Annotated in this window: 21 protein-coding genes and 1 pseudogene; 17 read left to right on the forward strand and 5 right to left on the reverse strand. The window is 34.5% G+C overall.

The annotated features are described in order from the left end of the window. Positions 1-18: 18 nt before the first annotated feature. A complete protein-coding gene (locus EG57_RS26335; protein WP_152563681.1) occupies positions 19-216 on the reverse strand; it encodes a hypothetical protein in 198 nt (65 codons plus the stop codon). A gap of 113 nt (positions 217-329) precedes the next feature. Between EG57_RS26335 and EG57_RS0220330 the strand changes: the two genes are divergently transcribed. From EG57_RS0220330 to EG57_RS0220355, 6 genes are all read left to right on the forward strand, one after another. Continuing rightward, a complete protein-coding gene (locus EG57_RS0220330; protein ID WP_029160379.1) occupies positions 330-839 on the forward strand; it encodes a PadR family transcriptional regulator in 510 nt (169 codons plus the stop codon). 12 nt (positions 840-851) lie between these two features. Beyond that, positions 852-1607 carry a 4Fe-4S binding protein gene (locus tag EG57_RS0220335; RefSeq protein WP_032078943.1) on the forward strand — a complete coding sequence of 252 codons (756 nt, stop codon included), beginning with the start codon at positions 852-854 and terminating at the stop codon, positions 1605-1607. A 20-nt stretch (positions 1608-1627) separates the two neighbouring features. Further along, entirely contained in the window at positions 1628-2197 is a 570-nt protein-coding gene (locus EG57_RS0220340) for a flavodoxin family protein (protein ID WP_032078944.1), read from the forward strand. Positions 2198-2326: 129 nt separating this feature from the next. After that, positions 2327-3496, forward strand: a complete 1170-nt coding sequence (locus EG57_RS0220345; RefSeq protein ID WP_032078945.1) for an alpha/beta hydrolase — start codon at positions 2327-2329, stop codon at positions 3494-3496. Positions 3497-3734: 238 nt separating this feature from the next. Further along, positions 3735-4379: a TetR/AcrR family transcriptional regulator gene (locus EG57_RS0220350; RefSeq protein WP_032078946.1), complete on the forward strand. Its 645-nt coding sequence runs from the start codon at positions 3735-3737 to the stop codon at positions 4377-4379. Between the two features lie 96 nt (positions 4380-4475). Further along, positions 4476-5255, forward strand: a complete 780-nt coding sequence (locus EG57_RS0220355) for an acyl-CoA thioester hydrolase/BAAT C-terminal domain-containing protein (protein WP_032078947.1) — start codon at positions 4476-4478, stop codon at positions 5253-5255. 559 nt (positions 5256-5814) lie between these two features. Here the strand turns inward: EG57_RS0220355 and EG57_RS0220360 are convergent. Continuing rightward, positions 5815-6327: a MarR family winged helix-turn-helix transcriptional regulator gene (locus EG57_RS0220360; protein ID WP_200880587.1), complete on the reverse strand. Its 513-nt coding sequence runs from the start codon at positions 6325-6327 to the stop codon at positions 5815-5817. Between the two features lie 142 nt (positions 6328-6469). Here EG57_RS0220360 and EG57_RS0220365 point away from each other — a divergent pair, with 142 nt between their 5' ends. Both EG57_RS0220365 and EG57_RS25240 read left to right on the forward strand, forming a co-directional pair. Further along, on the forward strand, positions 6470-7060 hold the full coding sequence (locus EG57_RS0220365) for a flavodoxin family protein (RefSeq protein ID WP_052038020.1): 591 nt from the start codon (positions 6470-6472) through the stop codon (positions 7058-7060). Next, positions 7024-7461 (forward strand): annotated as a pseudogene (locus EG57_RS25240) (alpha/beta hydrolase family protein); the annotation flags it as partial. The gene EG57_RS0220365 and the pseudogene EG57_RS25240, both read left to right, overlap by 37 nt. 169 nt (positions 7462-7630) lie before the next feature. Here EG57_RS25240 and EG57_RS0220375 read toward each other — a convergent pair. After that, on the reverse strand, positions 7631-8602 hold the full coding sequence (locus EG57_RS0220375) for a choloylglycine hydrolase family protein (protein WP_032078948.1): 972 nt from the start codon (positions 8600-8602) through the stop codon (positions 7631-7633). Between the two features lie 572 nt (positions 8603-9174). Between EG57_RS0220375 and EG57_RS0220380 the strand changes: the two genes are divergently transcribed. From EG57_RS0220380 to EG57_RS0220395, 4 genes are all read left to right on the forward strand, one after another. Then, on the forward strand, positions 9175-9612 hold the full coding sequence (locus tag EG57_RS0220380) for a MarR family winged helix-turn-helix transcriptional regulator (RefSeq protein ID WP_052038022.1): 438 nt from the start codon (positions 9175-9177) through the stop codon (positions 9610-9612). 12 nt (positions 9613-9624) lie between these two features. Continuing rightward, positions 9625-10854, forward strand: coding sequence for a multidrug effflux MFS transporter (locus EG57_RS0220385; protein ID WP_032078949.1), 1230 nt, complete (start codon positions 9625-9627; stop codon positions 10852-10854). Positions 10855-10992: 138 nt separating this feature from the next. Then, positions 10993-11160, forward strand: coding sequence for a nucleotidyltransferase domain-containing protein (locus EG57_RS0220390; RefSeq protein ID WP_242859893.1), 168 nt, complete (start codon positions 10993-10995; stop codon positions 11158-11160). Positions 11161-11426: 266 nt separating this feature from the next. Continuing rightward, positions 11427-12251 carry a DUF362 domain-containing protein gene (locus EG57_RS0220395; protein ID WP_032078950.1) on the forward strand — a complete coding sequence of 275 codons (825 nt, stop codon included), beginning with the start codon at positions 11427-11429 and terminating at the stop codon, positions 12249-12251. Between the two features lie 486 nt (positions 12252-12737). Here EG57_RS0220395 and EG57_RS0220400 read toward each other — a convergent pair whose 3' ends face one another. After that, positions 12738-14117, reverse strand: a complete 1380-nt coding sequence (locus EG57_RS0220400; protein WP_032078951.1) for a sensor histidine kinase — start codon at positions 14115-14117, stop codon at positions 12738-12740. Further along, positions 14118-14825, reverse strand: coding sequence for a response regulator transcription factor (locus tag EG57_RS0220405; RefSeq protein ID WP_032078952.1), 708 nt, complete (start codon positions 14823-14825; stop codon positions 14118-14120). A gap of 189 nt (positions 14826-15014) precedes the next feature. Between EG57_RS0220405 and EG57_RS0220410 the strand changes: the two genes are divergently transcribed. The 5 genes from EG57_RS0220410 (at position 15015) to EG57_RS0220430 (ending at position 19216) form a co-directional block, all read left to right on the forward strand. Beyond that, complete coding sequence (locus EG57_RS0220410; RefSeq protein ID WP_032079070.1) at positions 15015-15923, forward strand: ABC transporter ATP-binding protein; 909 nt, start codon at positions 15015-15017, stop codon at positions 15921-15923. Further along, positions 15923-16672 carry an ABC transporter permease gene (locus EG57_RS0220415; RefSeq protein ID WP_032078953.1) on the forward strand — a complete coding sequence of 250 codons (750 nt, stop codon included), beginning with the start codon at positions 15923-15925 and terminating at the stop codon, positions 16670-16672. Before EG57_RS0220410 ends, EG57_RS0220415 begins: the two co-directional genes overlap by 1 nt. Positions 16673-16683: 11 nt before the next feature. After that, entirely contained in the window at positions 16684-17427 is a 744-nt protein-coding gene (locus EG57_RS0220420) for an ABC transporter permease (RefSeq protein WP_032078954.1), read from the forward strand. Between the two features lie 28 nt (positions 17428-17455). Beyond that, the gene (locus EG57_RS0220425; protein WP_032078955.1) at positions 17456-17734 is read left to right on the forward strand and encodes a hypothetical protein; all 279 of its coding nucleotides are present in this window, start codon (positions 17456-17458) and stop codon (positions 17732-17734) included. A gap of 786 nt (positions 17735-18520) precedes the next feature. After that, on the forward strand, positions 18521-19216 hold the full coding sequence (locus EG57_RS0220430; protein WP_032078956.1) for a response regulator transcription factor: 696 nt from the start codon (positions 18521-18523) through the stop codon (positions 19214-19216). Positions 19217-19218 lie beyond the last annotated feature (2 nt).

Raw genomic sequence — 19218 nt, forward strand, 5'->3', positions numbered from 1 at the left:
GCTCTAACTATTTATAGTTTAACAATTAGAATTCAAAGTGTCAATACTTATAATATTTCTTTCATAATTTCTTATGGATGTAATAATATCTTTTTCTTCTTGAGTAGGGGTTGCACTAATCAAGTAATCGTAGAATAGTTCGTCAGCCCTCTCGTCTTGTATTTCTTCCTTCATAAGGATTAGTGCTTTATTAAAAGCTTCCTTGGTAAAATCCATGCTGTGGGATGAACAATTTCTATATGTTGACAATATAGTTATAACGAGTTAATATATATCTATAATATATATATCGTTTCGATATATATCGTAAGTACATATGGAGGTAAAAAATGTTAGAGTATATTATTCTTGGTTTTTTAATGAGCGGTGAAATGAGTGGATATGATTTAAAACAAAAAATGACTGAAAGTACATCAAACTTTTTTGATGCAGGTTATGGAAGCATATATCCTGCTTTGAAAAGAATGGAAGCTAAGTGTTTTATAAGTTTACGGGAAATTGTTGAAGGAGGGAAGTATAAAAAGTTATATGCTATAACTGAGTTAGGAAAATCAGAGTTTTTGAATTGGCTTGAACTGCCAGTGGAATTTTCGAGGACAAAGCCAGATCACCTTATAAAGATATTTTTCTTCAAGTTTTTGCCCAAGGAAAAGGCCATAACACATTTAAAATTTTTTATTAAAGAAGTTGAATCTTTTATAAGCACTTTTGGAAAATATGAAAATCAAGTTAAAGAGCAATTCGATGTTTATCAATTTTCTACATTTTTATTTGGACTTGGTTACTATAAGTACATAGTAAAATATTGTAATGACTTATTAAATAAGATAAATGATTAGGGAGGATTTGTAATGATACGAAGACAAAATGTAAGAAATGCCTTTTTAATAATATCTTTTTTATTATTCCCAATTACACAATTTTATTTTTCTCCTTTTCTTATTATATGGGGCGCTTCAAAGGGGCTGATTACTGCAAGTGCTGTTATATTCTCAATGTTTTTCCTTTTTTCATTATTGTTTGGACGAGTATTTTGTGGCTGGTTGTGTCCTTGTGGTGCTATGCAGGAAATATTATTTAAAGTAAATAATAAGAATCCTAAAACTGGCAAGCTTGATTATATTAAATTTTTTATATGGGTTCCGTGGATGATTACAATAGTAACTGTGGCATTATTGGCAGGTGGATATAAAAGAGCAGATTATTTTTTTGCAATGGATCATGGAATTTCAGTAAGCAATATATATATGTATATTCCATACTATATTGTAATTTTATTATTTTTTCTTAACTCTATAATTTTTGGTAAAAGAGCAAATTGCCATTATTTATGCTGGATGAGTCCATTTATGATTATTGGAAGAAAAATTAGTAACTTTTTTAATATTCCTTCAGTAAGAATTAAATCTGAAAAAGATAAATGTATTAATTGTAAAAAATGTAATAGCGAATGTCCAATGAGTCTTGATGTTAACAATATGGTTAATTGCAACAAAATGGAAAACTATGAGTGCATTTTATGTGGTAAATGCGCTGATGTTTGTCCAAAGAATGTAATTAAATTTAATTTTGGAAGAATACAATTTGCTAAAAAAAATAGAATATAATGATTGGAAGGAAGTTTTTTATGAAAGTAATAACAATTTTGGGAAGTCCGAAAAGAAATGGCAAAACTGCGAAAGCTCTTGACATGCTCGAAGGAAATCTTATTTCACAGGGACACGAGGTAGAAAGGGTGCAACTTAGTGACCATATTATTAAAGGATGCATCGGATGTTATGCTTGCATGGCAAATAACGATGGGCCTGGATGTATTTTGAAAGATGATGCGGTATCGATATTTAAACGAATGATATCGGCAGATGCTGTTGTATATGCTTCTCCTATTTACTGTTATGATTTCACCTCACAGTTAAAGACTTTTATTGACAGGCATTATTGTCTTACAATAAATTTTGGTTCTCCAAGCCATACATCATCAATTGAGGGAAAGAAGGTTGTTCTTTTAATTACATGCATGGGTAGTGAAGAAGGAAATGCAGATCTTGCAAAGGAGATTTTCGATAGATCAATGAGAAATGTGCTAAAATGCAATTTAATTGGGAAATATACTATTCCATTAAGCGAAGCACCTGATTTTAATGATAGAGCTAAGGAAGTAGCTAATAAGTTGACAAAAGATATAATACAAAAATAACCTTTGTAAAAAGTATTGATTATGATACGAGGAAATTTATTTATCTTAAATTGTGAAAAGAGATAAATAGTCGGATTATAATAGATTTTATTTTGTATTTTGAGTACAACGAAAGGAAGGATGGTTAATATGAAAAATAATGTTGAGTTCAATTTAGGTGAATATCAATTACATGCTAATCCTAATTTCAATTATCAATTAAACCGAACCTACAACGTAAGTAATGGGAATCTTGATGAAATTTTAGAACTTGCTAAAAAAATAACTGATATTAAAGCATGGGAAAAAGAAATGATGGCTCTTGCTGAAAAAGCTTTAAAGGAAGACAGAATAAAAGATGCTATTGCCTATTTCAGAATGACAGAATTTTTTATGTATGACGGTAATCCAGATAAAATAAAAACATATGATAAGTCAATAGAATTGTTTTATAAATATCATGATGAACTGTTTCAATCTGGAATATTAAAGTTTCACCATGTTCCATATGATCAAGGGTATCTTCCAGTAATACATGCCGTACCTGAAGGGGAGTGTATAGACACAATTCTAATACATGGCGGATTTGATTCCTATATGGAAGAATTCTTTCCTTCATTATTGTATCTTAGAGAAAATGGATTTGAAGTATATCTATTTGAAGGTCCAGGTCAGGGAAATCCCTTAAGGAAACAGGGAATTAAATTTTCAATTGAATGGGAAAGGCCTGTAAAAGCTTTACTAGATTATTATAATTTAAGTGATGTGACAATAATAGGAATATCCATGGGGGCTATTCTGGCACCAAGGGCGGCGGCGTTTGAAAACCGAATAAAAAGAGTTGTAGCTTGGAGTGTATGTGTTAACATGCTTGAACTACTTCTTGACGCTGTTCCTACAAAAGAAAAAGAGACTTTAACAAAATTACTAAGACAAAATGATAAAGATACTATAAATAATATAATGTATAAACAGATGAAGAAGGAACCTTTAATAGATTGGTCAATGCATCATGGTTTTTATAATATGGGAGTAAATAACCCTTATGATTATATGCTTGCAGCAAATAAATATGAATATAGGGATGTTGCGGATAAGATCACACAGGATTTTATGTTACTAGGTGCTGAAAAAGATCATTTAATACGTATAGAAAAATATAAAGATGCTATTGATAGTCTTAAAAATGTAAAATCATTAACATATAGAATGTTTACTGAGAAAGAGAATGCAGCAAGTCATTGTAATACTGGAAATCCTAAATTAGTTCTTGATACTATCATTTCATGGATAAAAATAATTAAAAATAGAGAAGAGTAGTTTTTTAGAAATCTATAAAAAAACTATTTGATGATTACTCAAAATATGTTTCAATTGCTTATAACCCTTCAAGCTCGCAAAGTTTGGAGGGTTGCTTTATATCTATTTTATTTCCTAAAGTTTAATTAAATGGATATGGACAAACTACATTTAAAAAATATATTGACACATAATATAAAAAAGAATAAAATGAATTTGAATTCAAATTCAATAAAGTTTATACGAGGAGAGAAATATAATGAAGGATACTAATTCTAGCAAAAGCTCTTTAAAAAGAAACAATATTCTTGAAGCAGCTGCAAAAATTTTTTCAGAGAAAGGATACATTGAAGCTTCTATAAAAAATATAACAGATGAAGCTAATGTAGCAGTAGGAACCTTTTATAATTATTTTAATGATAAAGAAGAGGTTTTGGAGCAAATTTATGAAGAAATTTCTAACATGAGTCTAAAGGCAGCTTCTGAAGTTTCTATGAATAAGGATGATAGCATTTCTCAAAAGTTTACTTTGGCAATGGCATATGTAATTAACATATATGCAAAAAATAAAAATTTATCCAAGATATTATTCGTGAAGTCTATGGGAATAAATGAAGCATTTGAAAAGAAACGTTGGGAGATATTAGATAGAACAAATGTATATTTAAGGCAGATATTAGAACATTTAAAAAAACAGCATTCCTTAAATATTTATGATGTTAATGTAACTTCGGTTTTACTTACACAAAGTATATTTGGTGTTATTACATATTGGCTTAATGAAAAGCTTACTAATGATTTGAAAGATATAATATTTTCCTTGTGTACATATCACCTAAAAGCACTTAACATTGATTTTACATATGAAGAGATAAATAAATGTATAAATCAAATAGAAATATGAGAGCATGAAAAAATTTGATAAAACAAATGAAAAGAAAAATAGTTTTTTGCATTTGAAACAATTAATAATTTTATTAAATTTAAGGAGATGGATGTTATGAAAGAATATAGAACTAAAGAGATTTATGGTGATTTTTATGAAAATGAAGGGAAACCGTTAGTTGTTATTATAGCAGGAAGCAGGCCTGGACTTCCACTCGTAAGTGAAAAATTAATGGATTATTTAATACCTGATTATAATGTTTTACGATTAGCATATTACGGAGTTCCTGGACTTTCTGAATCTCTAGAAAATGTTCCATTAGAATACTTTATAAATGCTGCTAATTATATTAAAGAAAATTATAAAGTAGCTGATAATAAGGTGATTTTTATTGGATGCTCTAAAGGTGGAGAAGCGGCATTATTATTGACTAAGTATATGGAGTCGGCAGTTACTATTGCTTGTGTAGCTAGCTGTTATGTATTTCAAGGGTTACCAAATGATCTTTACAGCATGTCACAGGTACCGCCTAAATCTTCATGGTCTTTTAATAATAAGGAGCTGCCATACATCAAGTTTGAATTTGATGAAGATGATATTGAAGATACAAAGAATCAATATTTTTGTAAAATTCATGAAAAATCTATAGAGAAAAACTTTAATCAAGAAGCATTGATAAATATTGATAATTATAAAGGAAAGATATTTCTTCTTTCTTCGGAAAATGACAGGTACTGGCCAAGTAAAAAAATGAGTAATATGCTAGGACAAAATAGCAAGAACAAAAATAATGTAAAGCATGTTTGCTTAAATTTAGAGGGGCATGGTTTTTTGACTTATGATGAGTCAGTTAATGAGATGATTCAATATTTAGAGGAAATAAAACAAGCATAGAAGTTTGCTGCGCTTATAAATATCCCTAGGTGATGTGAACCAAGATATAATTAGATTTAATAGAGCTATATATTCACAGGCTATTGGATTTTAACTAAATATGTTAAGAAGAAAAAGTGCTAATCTTTGTTGGATGGAGCACTTTTTTCTTTGCTTTTAATTTCTATATCAAGACCAAGAAATTTGACCTTAATCTTTAAGTTATATACAAAATGATTATGTTGTAAAATTAATCTAATAATATAAATTATTGAAACACATTTTATCCGATCGCTAGCATTGCTAATATCCACCCACTTTATTCAAGTGGGGGATAAAATATTCAAAACCCCCGCAGCCATCTACTGCGGAATTTCTAATTTTTACTTTAAAATTATACCATAATTTTGTAGAACATATACATAAGAATAAAATGAAAAACCTCATTTAGAAATTCGCTGAACTCATAAATATCTACAAAGAATATAAATAAATTGTTTAAAGTTTAGGATTATTTATGGTGAAGCGTATCATAAATAAGTGAGGCTTATAGACGTGAACTTTTTAATATGTCGGTCAATTATTCTAACACTTCATCAGAAATATTCGGGATTTTCATTCTTTCTTCAAACCCATCCATTGGAACACCATCATAACTATATAGCTTTTTTAAAAGTTTACATAGTGCTTCCAATTCTTCTTTCTTAAAATCTTTAAATATATCAACCATAAAATTTTTCTTAGCATCCTTTCCATTTTTTGAAAGAGAACGGATGCCTGCTTCTGTAAATACTACATTAACCGCTCTTTTATCCTTTTCTGATGGCATTACTGAAATATATTTTTTTTTCTCAAGGCTTTTGATAATTCTTGCTGCATTCTGCTTAGTCGTGCCCAATTTACCTGCTATATTTATGATTGTAGCATCACCTTTAGGTATATGAAGTATTGCTATGAGTGTCATAAACTGCTTGCTTGTTAGATCATCGGAGTAACTGTCACCTGCAGTTTGAAGTTTGTTTGAAACCGCCATGAGACTAGCATATGTCTGATCCATTATAAATTGTAGTTCGTTAAAATCCTTGTTATCCAATTTCAATCCTCCCAATTAATATAGTTAATAAAAATATTATATCACATATAGACAAGGGGTTGACAAAATATTTTTAAAGACATATATTAATTTTAGACAACGCATTGACTAGAATTAAAAAAGATTTTTAAGGAGAATAAAAATGAAATTTATAACTATTATGGGAAGTCCAAAGAAAAACGGAAAAACTGCTTTTACATTGTCACTATTCGAAGATCATATGAGAAAAGCTGGACATGAAATTGAGAGAATTAATGCCATCGATATAAACATTAACAACTGCCAAGAATGTTATGCCTGCAGACGTAAAAGTTCAGAACATGGCTGTCCTCAAAAGGATGATTGGGATATGTTATCTAAGAAACTAATTGCTGCAGATGGTGTAATATATGCAACACCGCTTTTCTGCTATGGCATGTCTGGTCAAATTAAACCAATTATGGACAGACACTTCAGTCTAATGAATAAGGATCTGTTAAAAGGCAAACTTTCAGCAGAACTAGTTACTTGCGGAGGTGAAGAAGCTAACAATGCAGATTGTATTCAAACAATATTCAGACGTGCTTTTGATATAAATAAAGGAAATAAATTCAAAACTACCGTTGTTGGGACCTACGTTGCGGAATCAAGCGTAAAACCTGACTTTGAAAAAAGAGCAGAAGTAGTTGCCGAAAAAATGTTCAATGACTTTAACTGTGCTATTGGAAGGTTATGGAACTTAATCACCCAGTAATTAAGTCTGTTATGGTACCGTATGAAGGTACAACTCTGCCTGCCCATTATTATCAGTTAAATGATACAAATGAGCCAAAGCCAGTTTTGATACTTTTAACAGGATTTGACGGTACAAAGGAAGAATTCTATGGATTAGCAATGACAGCCCTTGAACACGGAATGAACTGTCTTGCCATAGAAGGTCCTGGACAAGGTGAAGTTGTTAAAAAGCAGCATTTATATTTCAGATATGACTATGAAGCTATTGTCACCCCTGCTGTAGATTACCTCCTTGCGAATGAAGAAGTAGATCCAGAAAAGATAGTTCTATGGGGTGAAAGCTTTGGAGGATACCTGGCACCACGAGCAGCAGCCTTTGAACATCGTCTTGCTGCATGTATAGCAAACAGCGGAATCTTTTGTTGCTAAAAATATAGAAAGAGGTTCTGCAAGGATACACTTCTTGGAGAATCTCTTTCTATAGGGTGGCGAGCTAAATGCAATTAAAGGATTTTACTGTTGAGGGAATTGTATAAATATGTTATTATGCTTTTTTAAAGTAGAGTTTATACAACTAACTACGTTCAAATTATACAGGGAATACAATGCTTCCAAGAAAGATTGGCTGCGTACTTTGCATATAATAATCCCAGAGACTTGCCCTTATGATTTGATCATTCTCATAAGTTTTAAAATAGTATTCACATGTATTAGTGTTTATAAAAGCAATATATTTTGTATAATCAGCGGTTCCTTTATCAGTTAAGACAATACCTTTAGGAATAAAAACGCTGTTCATAATATGAAAGCATGTCATAAGTGTTTCGGAGCGGTTTTTGGGAACTGTTACATGTGTTTTTAGAAATGCTGTGCGGACGAAACGCTCAGGAGATGTGAAGCCTCCTGGGAGATGTATGCTTCCTGCACCCTGACCAAAAGGGGTTAATGATACATTTCCCCAACAAGCTTTCTTTTGTTGATTAATTGATACATTCATATAATTTCTTAGATTGGTCATATGCCAGTTAAAATCAGGACTATTCGCCATGACACCTATGGGATTATCAATTATTTCAAGACCTGTTTTAGTTTGTTCAATAACAACACATTTGCCACTTTTATCAGTAGCAATCCAATGTAAAGGAGCAGCTTTTTTGGTAACTGGATCTTCTATACCTACGATACGGATGTTTTCTAATAAAGGCTTTAAATCATCCACGGAACCACAACGTCCTAAAATATAATGTAGAAAATCTAGTGAAGCAATCTGCTCTTTATCCTTTATGGGTAAATCATAATAAGCATAACCTGAAAAGTATAAGACTGCACCAGAAAATCCTCGTTCATTTACACCATCGAAACAACCTAACATTCCATCAGTTTCTTGACCGATACAGATAAAGCTATAGTTATCAATGTATTTTTTTGTCGTTGTAAGGCTATGCCATTTGTAATCTTTGGGTATTATATAAACTCCAGGTTCAATGGGACGGGAAAAATCCATGGTTCTTCCAAAAAAATTCTCACCTTTCATAGATTGTAATGTAATAGCGGTACACATACCATAACCTCCAATGTTATAAATGTCATAATTATAATGTATGCTTCCATAGTAAATAAGTTGCAACTTCCTAAATGGAGGTATAATCTCCTCCTCACCCAAGTACCCCAGGGGTCGTTACAGAAACTGGAAGCTTATGTTTGCTAATTCTCGCCTTCTTTTGTCCTCTGTACTTTCATTTCTTCTTGCCATTTTAAAAATTTCCTGGGTGATGTAGTTATCTTACACCAACTAGGATGTTTACACAAACATTGAAACGGTCTCATCAAAATCAAATGAATGCTATGTAAAACTTGTTCACATAGCAGGAGAAGCTTGTGGTCTTTTCCATCGGATTAGTAACTATGCTTAAATATCCGATTGTATCATACGCATAAGTTATAACTAGTCCTGCAAAATCCGTGATCGTATTTCTATTGCGTTCCTTAATCCATGTCATAAATCCATTATTGTTGAAGTCGTAGGAGAACAAATCCTTTGTAGTAATTTTATTGTCACGGCAAATTTAGGTTGACAATAGTACGATTTCATACTATCATTAAAAAGTACGATTTCGTACTTGGAGGTGGAAAATGAATCAAGAAAAAATCAATGACACACATCAAATCAATTATTTGACTACTGAAATGAAAGCGCTGTATCATCAGTCATCTTTAAAACTTGGTATTTCAGATAGCAGATCTATTGTATTGTATAGTATTTATGATGCTGGAGGTGAATGTTTACTTAGTGATGTCTACAAAAAATCAGGCATAACTAAACAAACAATTAACTCCGCAATTCGTGCCTTAGAGGCCGATGACATCCTCTATTTGGAACAGTATATGGGTCGCTTCAAAAAAATAATCCTTACCGAAAAAGGAAAAGACTATACAAATCAAACGGTAGCAAGGCTATTCGAAGCTGAACTTCGAACATTTGATACTTGGACAAGGGAAGAAATCAACACATATATTCGTTTGATGAAAAAACATGCAGATTGTTTCCGCCAGCAAATAGAAAAACTATAAAGGAGTATCAAAATGACAGAAACAAAACAGAAATTTTCTTTAAATCGCCCACAAAATAAATTAGGTGTCACAGGAATGATCATCTTTATCATTTTAATGGATATGGCTATACCGCTAGCCACCGATATGTATTTACCTGCAATGCCTTCAATGGGAAACAATTTGGCAGGAGGTACCGATGCACTTGTAAAATCAACTGTAACTATTTTCTTCTTTGTATACGCATTAGGAATGTTGATATGGGGTCCTCTTAGCGATAAATATGGACGAAAAAAACCTATGATCGTGGGTTTTGTACTATTTAGTATATCTACATTGTTTTGCGCTGCAGCATGGAACATTTATATCTTATTGCTTGCCCGCGTATTACAGGGTATTGGCGCCGCATCTATTACTGCAATTTCCTTTGCCATGATCAACGATTGCTTTGTAGGAAAAACAAAAGAAACAGTTCTGGCTATTGCACAAACTTTATCCGGATTAGCTCCTGTTTTTGCTCCCATTATTGGTTCATGGATATTGTATTTTATAAGTTGGAGAGGAATTTTCCTTGTCTTACTGATTTTTGGCATCATTGGTTTTATTCTGACGCTGATGTACACAGAAACAGTATATGAAGAAGAACGCTTTACCGGAAGTATTATAAGTACTTTCGGGCAGCTGAAAGTGGTATTGAAAAACAAATCCTTTACTTGGATCGTCCTAACTTTCTCACTGTTATTCCTTCCAATATTTGCTTATATAAATTTATCTTCATATATTTATATTAAGCAATTTGGCTGCACGGAACAGACATACAGTTACTTCCATGCTGTTGCATCACTGCTTTCAATGCTAGGCCCTGCAATATATATTAAATTCTTCGCAAACTCTGACAAAAGAAAACTCATCTATATAAGCTGTAGTATTTGTGTACTATCAGGTATAGTAATGATTATATTAGGATCATTTTCACCTGTTATATTCTGCTGTTTAGTCTTTGTGTTCTATTTAATTAGTAATTTTGTAAGGCCGTATGCAACCAATTTGATACTGTCTCAAAATCCAAAAGATGTAGGATCTTCATCTTCAGTAATGAACATGAGCTTTAATATGATGGCGGTTGTGGGAATGGCAGTTACAACTTTTTCATTCCAGAACATGGTCATTGCCCTCGGTATTATTATCGTGGTTTGCCCTATATTAGCTATCTTCACTTGGCGTGTAGTAATAAGTTCTAAAGATCAAATAAAAGGAATTTAATTAAATTCGGCATACAGACTCTCAAAATTCCACTGTTAACAGAAAAAAATAAAACATAAGAAGGAATTGATATAAATAAAAGAATTGTATACATTAATGAAGGTTTAGGAAAATAAAAAATGGTCTGGAGGTGATACTGTGCTAAATATAGAGAATAAAATAGAAAGCTTAAAAAAATACTTTAGTGAGCAGCCTAATGTTTTGGGAGCATGGATAATAGGTTCATATGGTACTGAGTATCAAAGGGAGGATAGTGATATTGATTTTGTTATACTTTATGATAAAGATTATTTTGCTAGTTTTTAATTCGTTTCATAATTTATCAAGAAATTCCACCGAGTCTATTATTAATTAATGGCTTGGTGGTTATTTTTGGGGAATAAAATTAAAGATACTACTTCTATAACCATCCAAATAATTTTGTTATATAATTATATCATAAGTTCATTTAAAATTATATTTAGAAGGTATTTTTATGAGAAATTTGAAAATAGTACATGAATTATATGTAGTTTCTATCTGGTTATTCTCCTTCATTATAATTTGAATGAATATATATGAGGAGGGTCAAAATGAATAAACAGTATCTAATAAAAATAGCATCAGACTTTGTTGAAAACTCAAAAGACAATTATATAACAAATGAAATTGCCATTTCTGAAAATGTTGTGGGAATGAAGATTTTTGAAGCACCAATTTTTGCATTTGGTGCTTCAGATGATGAGTATTTTACATTATTAAAAGAAACCTCTGCAATTGGGAAACACTTCTTAAGTCCAAAAGAATGGCTACCACAGTCAAAGACTGTTATCTCCTTTTTTTTGCCCTTTAGTGAAGCCGTGAAAAAGGGAAATGGAAGGGAAAAATCATGGCCTTCTGAAGAATGGTTGCATGCACGTATTGAAGGTCAAGCTTTTATAAATAAGTTATGTATATATCTGAAATCAGAATTGATAAATGCGGGATATAATAGTGTAGTGCCTGCTTTGGATGAAAGGTTTTGGGCTAATACGGATTCACCAAACCTAGAAGTATCATTTACAAGCAATTGGTCTGAAAGACACGTAGCTTTTGTATGTGGTCTTGGAACATTTGGACTTTCTAAAGGTCTTATAACCTCAAAAGGTGTAGCTGGAAGATTTGGCAGTATTATCACAGAATTATATTTGTCGCCTCAGAAAAGAGAGTATGAAAATATCTATGAGTATTGTTCAATGTGTGGTGCATGTGTAAAAAAATGTCCAGTCAATGCAATATCTATAGAAAATGGTAAAGATCATACGATATGCTCTAAGTTTTTGGATAAAACAGCTGAAAAATATAAGCCTAGATATGGTTGTGGAAAATGTCAGATAGGTGTACCTTGTGAGGGTAGAATACCTAAGCAACACAATTAGAATACCAAAAACAAAGTTTAAAATGACCCTAGCGTAATATTTTTGGTAGTATCTAAGTGAGGTCATAGTATGAAAATAGGCTATGCTAGGGTAAGTATTGAAGAACAAAACAATGATGCCTTTGATGAAAGTTTACTTAAACCATTGAATATTAATAATCCATAAAATGGCTTAGAGTGGGTAGAATAGATAAATATAAAATTAGCTTATTATGCCTATAGTAAGCTAGTTTTTTATTGCCTGAAGTTAGGTTGAAGAAGTGATAGAATGATACGCATCTATAATAAGAAAGCTACTGAAGTAAATTTTGATAATTAAGAATAAAAAAGTTTAACAATTTAGCAATATAAACTGGAAGTGAAGTGAGCAATCTTTGCTTTTAATATTAAATATAAAAAAACAACAATTAAGAATTATTAGTTCCTAATTGTTGATAAAAAAGCAGTTTATAGGTAGTTATGTTTTTGTTGGGGGAGGGTAGCTCCATCACATCGCTTTCACCGGCAATATTATTTTAATCTCAAACCCATCGTCTGCACTTCGGCCAATAGATATTTCTCCATGATGGGACTGAACAATCTGCTTGACAATCAGCAGGCCGAGGCCATGCCGTTGTTCGTGAGTACTGCTATCGCACATCATATAATGGGGCTGTGTCTGGAGTTTCTTTAACTGTTCGTCTGTAATGCCGATGCCGTTGTCCGATATAATCAGCTCCACTTGATTCGGTAGGCTCTTAGCTGACAGCCAGATATGACACCCATTAGAATTATGCAGAATACTATTTGAGATAATGTTTTCTAGTGCTCGCTGCAACAAGGATAGGTCGCCAACAACAGATAGATCAGGAGGAACCCCTTCTACATTACAGTCAATATCGTATTTGTCATCAAGATTTCGGTTTAGGAAATCCACTGTCATTTGTCTGAGCAGCCTTATTACATAAATTTTTCTCATATGAAGAGGCTGCATATTGTATTCCAGTTTAGAAGTGAGATTTAGGTCATTGACCAGATTGCTGATACGCTCCCCGTGAAACTGAATGTGAGCTGCCTGCTTCCTTGCCTGCTCAGGCAGTGATGTGTTTTCCTTTAGTTTGATGGCATATCCTAAAATAACAGAGAGCGGCGTCCGAATATCATGAGAGACACCGGAAATCCAGTTGGCCCGCGCCGTTTCTTTCTTTCTGAGACGTTCTGATACCTGATTAACTTTCTCCGTTAGTTGTATGAATGGCTCTTTTTCTGCAATAGATACGGTTTGTCCTTCAGCTAAAGCGTCAATCCCATCTACTAAAGGTTTAATTGCTTTTAAAGTGCGGGATTGAGCGAAATAGTAAAGCAGAAACAGAAGCAACGCATCACATACAAGCATCAGTGCAAGCCCAATGGGCGCGGAACGGTATACCTGAATTGGCGTTGCATTGGAAAGCTGTTTAGCACAGCTGCCCTTGGGATAACCGAGCACCAATAGGCCGCCTGGATGTTCCCAGACAAAAACTGGATAATCTTTAAGGTATCCTCTGGAGAACTTGGCAACATCCGTTATAGTGAAACTTTGTGGCATTTCCAAAGGCAGGTTATTTTTCCAGAGGATGTTACCAGTGCGGTTATCTAAAAGCATCGCCCAGATGTTTCCTTTAGAGAGAGTCTGCTGCATATAACTGGAAAGCTGAAATATCCCGTTTTCATTTTTAAGCGCCGCTGATGTTTCCTTGAGTGTCGTTTGAATGGAAGGCTTGAATAAGTTGTTTACTACAGTGTTGATATAAAAAGAGTACAAGATGGAATTGAATAAGAGCAATACCACAACACCAACCAACAATGACAATGTAAATTTTTTGATTAGTTTCCTTAATTGATCCATTTATCTTCCTTCTTTCATAATTAGCCTATAACCAAGCCCCTTAACAGTCAGAAGCGTCACTGGAGAAGAGGGATTCATTTCAATCTTCTCACGAATGCGACGAATATGAGCCATTAGTGCACTTTCATAGCCAAAATAATTGTCACCCCAGACTGCTTGACACAATGTATCAATAGTGACGATTCGGCCTGCATTGCGGTACAGTATATCCAGAATTGCACATTCTTTGGCTGTCAGTGGGATTTCTTCACCTTCTTTAATAACAATAGCCTTTGTAAAATCAATCTCACCGGACTCAATCAGAACCATAGGATCATCTTCTTTGTAACAACGCCGTAAAACAGCAGATAGCCTCAGCGTCAATTCTTTTGGAAAAAACGGCTTTGTGATGTAATCGTCGGCACCCATGCCAAGACCCTGAAATCGATCCTCAGCTTCTCCACGGGCTGTCAGGAATAGAATTGGGATGTCCCTCACCTTCATAATTTCATTACAGAGATCAAAGCCATTTCCATCTGGGAGCATTACATCAAGTACTGCTGCATCTGGAGGATTGTCCTTTAGTTTTTTACGAGCCTCTTTAACGGTAGATGCTATATCAACATTAAGATAGCCATCTTCTTTTAAGGTGGAGGATACTAACTCCAACAAGTCAGGTTCGTCATCTACAATCAATATTTTCTTATTTTTATAATAATTATATTCCATTTTGGCACACTCCTTTGTAATATTCTATATTTACATTGTATCATCATTTTTTTTATGTCAAGTGTGCAACTAAAAAAGTCAAGTAAAAGTCAAGTAAAAGTCGAAGAGAAGTCAAGTAGAGAGAAGGTTATTGTAAGGTTGGTATAGTATGATAGGAAATATAAGAAAGGAGCGAACAAAATGGAAAACATGAATGCTGTTATTCAAACTGAAGGACTTTCCAAAGAGTATGGAGGTACCTATCGAGTAAAAGATCTCGATCTTAAAATTCTTCCAAAGGAGGTTTATGGCTTTTTAGGACCAAATGGAGCAGGCAAGTCCACCACTATGAAAATGCTTCTTGGGTTGGCTCATCCAACAGCTGGGAGTGTTCACATTCTTGGGATGCCTTTTACGCAGGAAAACCGCATCAACATTTTAAAGAATGTAGGTTCCCTGATTGAATCACCCTCTTATTATGGGCATTTAACTGGGAGAGAAAATATGGAGGTTCTTCGTCGGCTGCTTGATTTGCCGCAAAAAAATATTGATGAGGCAGTTCATATCGTTAGAATGGAAAAGCAAATGAATAAAAAGGTAAAGCATTATTCATTGGGTATGAAGCAGCGACTGGGAATTGCCATGGCGCTGGCTCGATTCCCAAAACTGCTCATATTAGATGAGCCGACTAATGGCCTCGATCCTGCCGGAATCGAAGAAATTCGCGAATTGATCCAGGAACTTCCAAAGAAATACGACATGACCGTAATGGTTTCCAGCCATTTACTCAGCGAGATTGATCAGATGGCCACAGCAATCGGTATTATTAATCAGGGAAAATTGGTTTTTCAGGGAAAGATGAGTGATTTGAATCAGCAGCGGCAGCCTAAACTATTGCTATGTACCAGCAATAATTGCAGAGCGGTAAATCTTCTGAAACAATATGGACCGAATTTAACGGAAAAGGGGCTGTTGTTACCATACTTGGATAATGAAGCAATTGGGCAAGCGGTACAGTCGCTGTGTGAGAATTACGTTCAGGTATACCGTGTGGAGGAACACCAGCGCAGTTTGGAGGATGTATTCCTTGAATTTACAGGAAAGGTGGTGACTTTATAATGAAATATCTGTCATTGGAGTTTTTCAAGATGCGGCACAGGGGCATTTTCCTAACAATCTTGTTTCTCCTGTTTATGGAACTGGCTTGGTGCACATTCCCTTTAAGAAGGCTGATTCTTCCTTTAGCATCTGATTCCTCTGAGGCTGTATGGGAAGCTTTGATTATGATTGTTACCATGGTGAAAGGATTACTTTTCTCTGTCATGATTGCCGTAGCAGTCTGTCGTGTCAATGATATGGAACACAAAGGAAACACTTGGAGGCTGCTTGAAAGTTCTGCTGAAAGGCGGGAATCTATTTGGAAGGCGAAGTTTTTAAGCGTATTCCTGTTGGTTAGCATTGCGCAGGTGCTGGAATCCGTTTATCTGGTTGCATACGGTTCATCCATGCATATCGCAGAAAAATTTCATATCCCTGCCTTTTTGAATTACTTTATTGGCTCACTTGCCATAAGTGCTGTTATCATTTTGATTCAGCAATGGATTTCTATGACTGTTGAGAATCAGTTGGTTGCTATGGCAGTTGGGATGTTGGGTGGTTTTTTAGGGCTGATTAGCATGTTCCTTCCATCTGCCGTCCGTTATATTTTTATTTGGGGATATTATGTTAGTCTAGCTCCGGCCACATTTGCAGATACCGGAGAAATTAAGCAATTGCCTGTATCAGTAATTCCCACACTAATTGCTTTAATTATGGCTGTAATTTTTTATTATATTGGTCGCAGACAATTTGCAAAAGCAGAAAGTTGAGGTGAATATTTATGTTAGTTCATGCAATCAGTGCCGAATGTCTGAAACTCAGACGTTCTAAAATACTTTTGCCCTGCATAGGGCTTCCAATTCTCGGAGTCCTAATCGGAGCAGGAAATTTCAATGCTAATCGTGCTGCTTTGTCTATGCCAGACTGGCAGGCTTTGTGGACACAGGTGGCTCTGTTTTATGGGTACTTTTTTTATCCGATTCTGCTTGCCATTTGTGCTGCTTATCTTTGGCGGATGGAGCACACAAACTACAACTGGAATTCACTAATGACAGCGCCAATTCCAGTAAGAGTGATTTTTATGTCAAAGTTAATGGTACTTGTGGCCATCGGATTTACAGTGCAGATTTTTTTACTGTTCCTTTATTGGGGTGTAGGCAAATTTCTATTCCACTTTACAAGTGCGTTTCCTGTGGGGATGGCTGTGCAATGGCTAATTTGTGGATGGATTGCAGCTATCTCTGTGGCAGCTATGCAACTTTTCCTTTCCACGTGGATTAGGAGCTTTGCAATTCCCATTGGAATTAGCCTTGGTTGTTGCATTTTCGGCTTGGCTTTATATGCACTGGGAATTGGAAAGTTATTTCCAAACTCGCTGCTGATTCTCGGTGTCGGCGCTACGGATGCCGTCAGTGTTCCGGTGGGAGATGTAATTTCTATTATGATAGTCAGCCTCATCTATACAGTCCTGTTTATTCTATTGTCTATTGGATATCTAAAGAAGAAAGACGTCGTTGCCCTTTAATCGTAAAACTTTAAGGAGGAAAATCATTATGAAATCAAAGAAAAAGACACTTGATATTGTTGGTCTGGTTTTAAACCTTGTCCCATTCGCAGGGATGCTGCCTGTTCTGCTGAAAATCAACCTTGGGTATCCTCTCCAACAAATTGTTGTTCTTGTGAACATGTTATGCTTACTTGCAGCGTTTCTTATTTCTGTTACACTTATTCGTAAAAAAGAAACCCGTAGTCTTGTTGTAATTATATCTACTGTGATCAGTGGGCTTTATATAGCCTTCGGTGTAGTATTGGTTTGTGTGATTATTTTCTAAGTGGGTTTCTTTCACCGTGCCTCACCGCAACCAATGAAATTGCTCAATAGAAATGTTGAGTTTTTTCTTTTGTATTACCAAAACAATATTGTAACAATTTATTAACGACCCATGGGATGGTTGTGAAGCTTTGGATGAACTTGCAAGTAGTGGGGTTAAATATAGTCCAGATGATGTAGTAGCTGTAACTAAAACTGCCGATGGAAAATTATAGTTTGAATTGAAAATGGTAATTCTAAAGCAGGAATGCAACATATTTTAGACCATGCCAACGATTTTGCAAAAAAAGGCGTACAACAAGATAAAATCCAGGACTTAGTGATAGAATCACTAACTAATGGTAAGGTTGTTGATTATCAAGGCAGGGGAACTTGAAGAACAATAGAAGTAAAAGAAGTAGGAAACGTCTCATTAGTATCAAGGTGTCATGGTATTTCAAAATCAACTATATTTACTTGGGCAAAGAATTCCAAGAAATGAAGCTCGACTTTGTCTATGATTTTATTGCCTCATTTTCAGAAACAAACAAAGACAATCATACTTTAAAACTGCTATATATCCTTGTACACTTCGAACAAAAGAAATATAATAAATATATTGGAGGGAATGAGTGCGGACTATATAACAACAAAAGAAGTTGTTGCTAAATGGGGGTATTACTGACAGAATGGTGCTTCACTATTGTACTGCTGGTCGGATTGAGTGAGCAGTTAAAGATGGGGAATACGTGGCTTATTCCTAAATATGTTATCAAGCCAGAAGATAATAGATACAGGAGGAATAATCATGACAAATAGAATTTTAATTATAGATGATAATAAGGAATTATGTGCTTTGATAAAGCAGAGTGTGGCGCCTGAAAATATAGATGCAGATAGCTGCTTTTCTGGCGTAGATGGGGTGACCATGCTCCAAAAAAATGACTACCAGCTCATCCTTTTGGATGTGATGATGCCAGGAATGGATGGCTTTCAGACAATGGAGAAAATACGCCAACAAAGCAGTATTCCCATTCTCATGCTGACTTCTAAAAATGACAATACATCAAAAGTTTGTGGGCTTCGCTCTGGTGCAGATGACTATCTGACAAAGCCCTTTGATATGGATGAATTGATTGCCCGTGTTGTTTCTCTGATACGCCGATACACACGTTTCAATCTGACGGGAGAGCATTCACATCCGCTGTCCTACCAAGGGCTGACCATAGACTTAGATAGCCGGAGCGTAACCACACAGAACGGTACATTTGAATTACCGCCAAAAGAATTTGACCTTTTGCTGTTCTGCGCCAAAAACCAAGGAAGAATTCTGACTAAGCAACAGATTTATGAGGAAGTTTGGGGTGAGTCTTACGTTTATGATGACAGCAACATTATGGCTATTATTAGCCGCCTCCGTAAAAAGATCGAACCCGATTCCGGCACACCATTTTATATCCAAACGGTAAAAGGAATCGGTTATCGTTTCAACAAAGAGGTGTAGGA

It is taken from the genome of Clostridium drakei, from assembly GCF_000633595.2.
Classification (GTDB): domain Bacteria; phylum Bacillota; class Clostridia; order Clostridiales; family Clostridiaceae; genus Clostridium_AM; species Clostridium_AM drakei.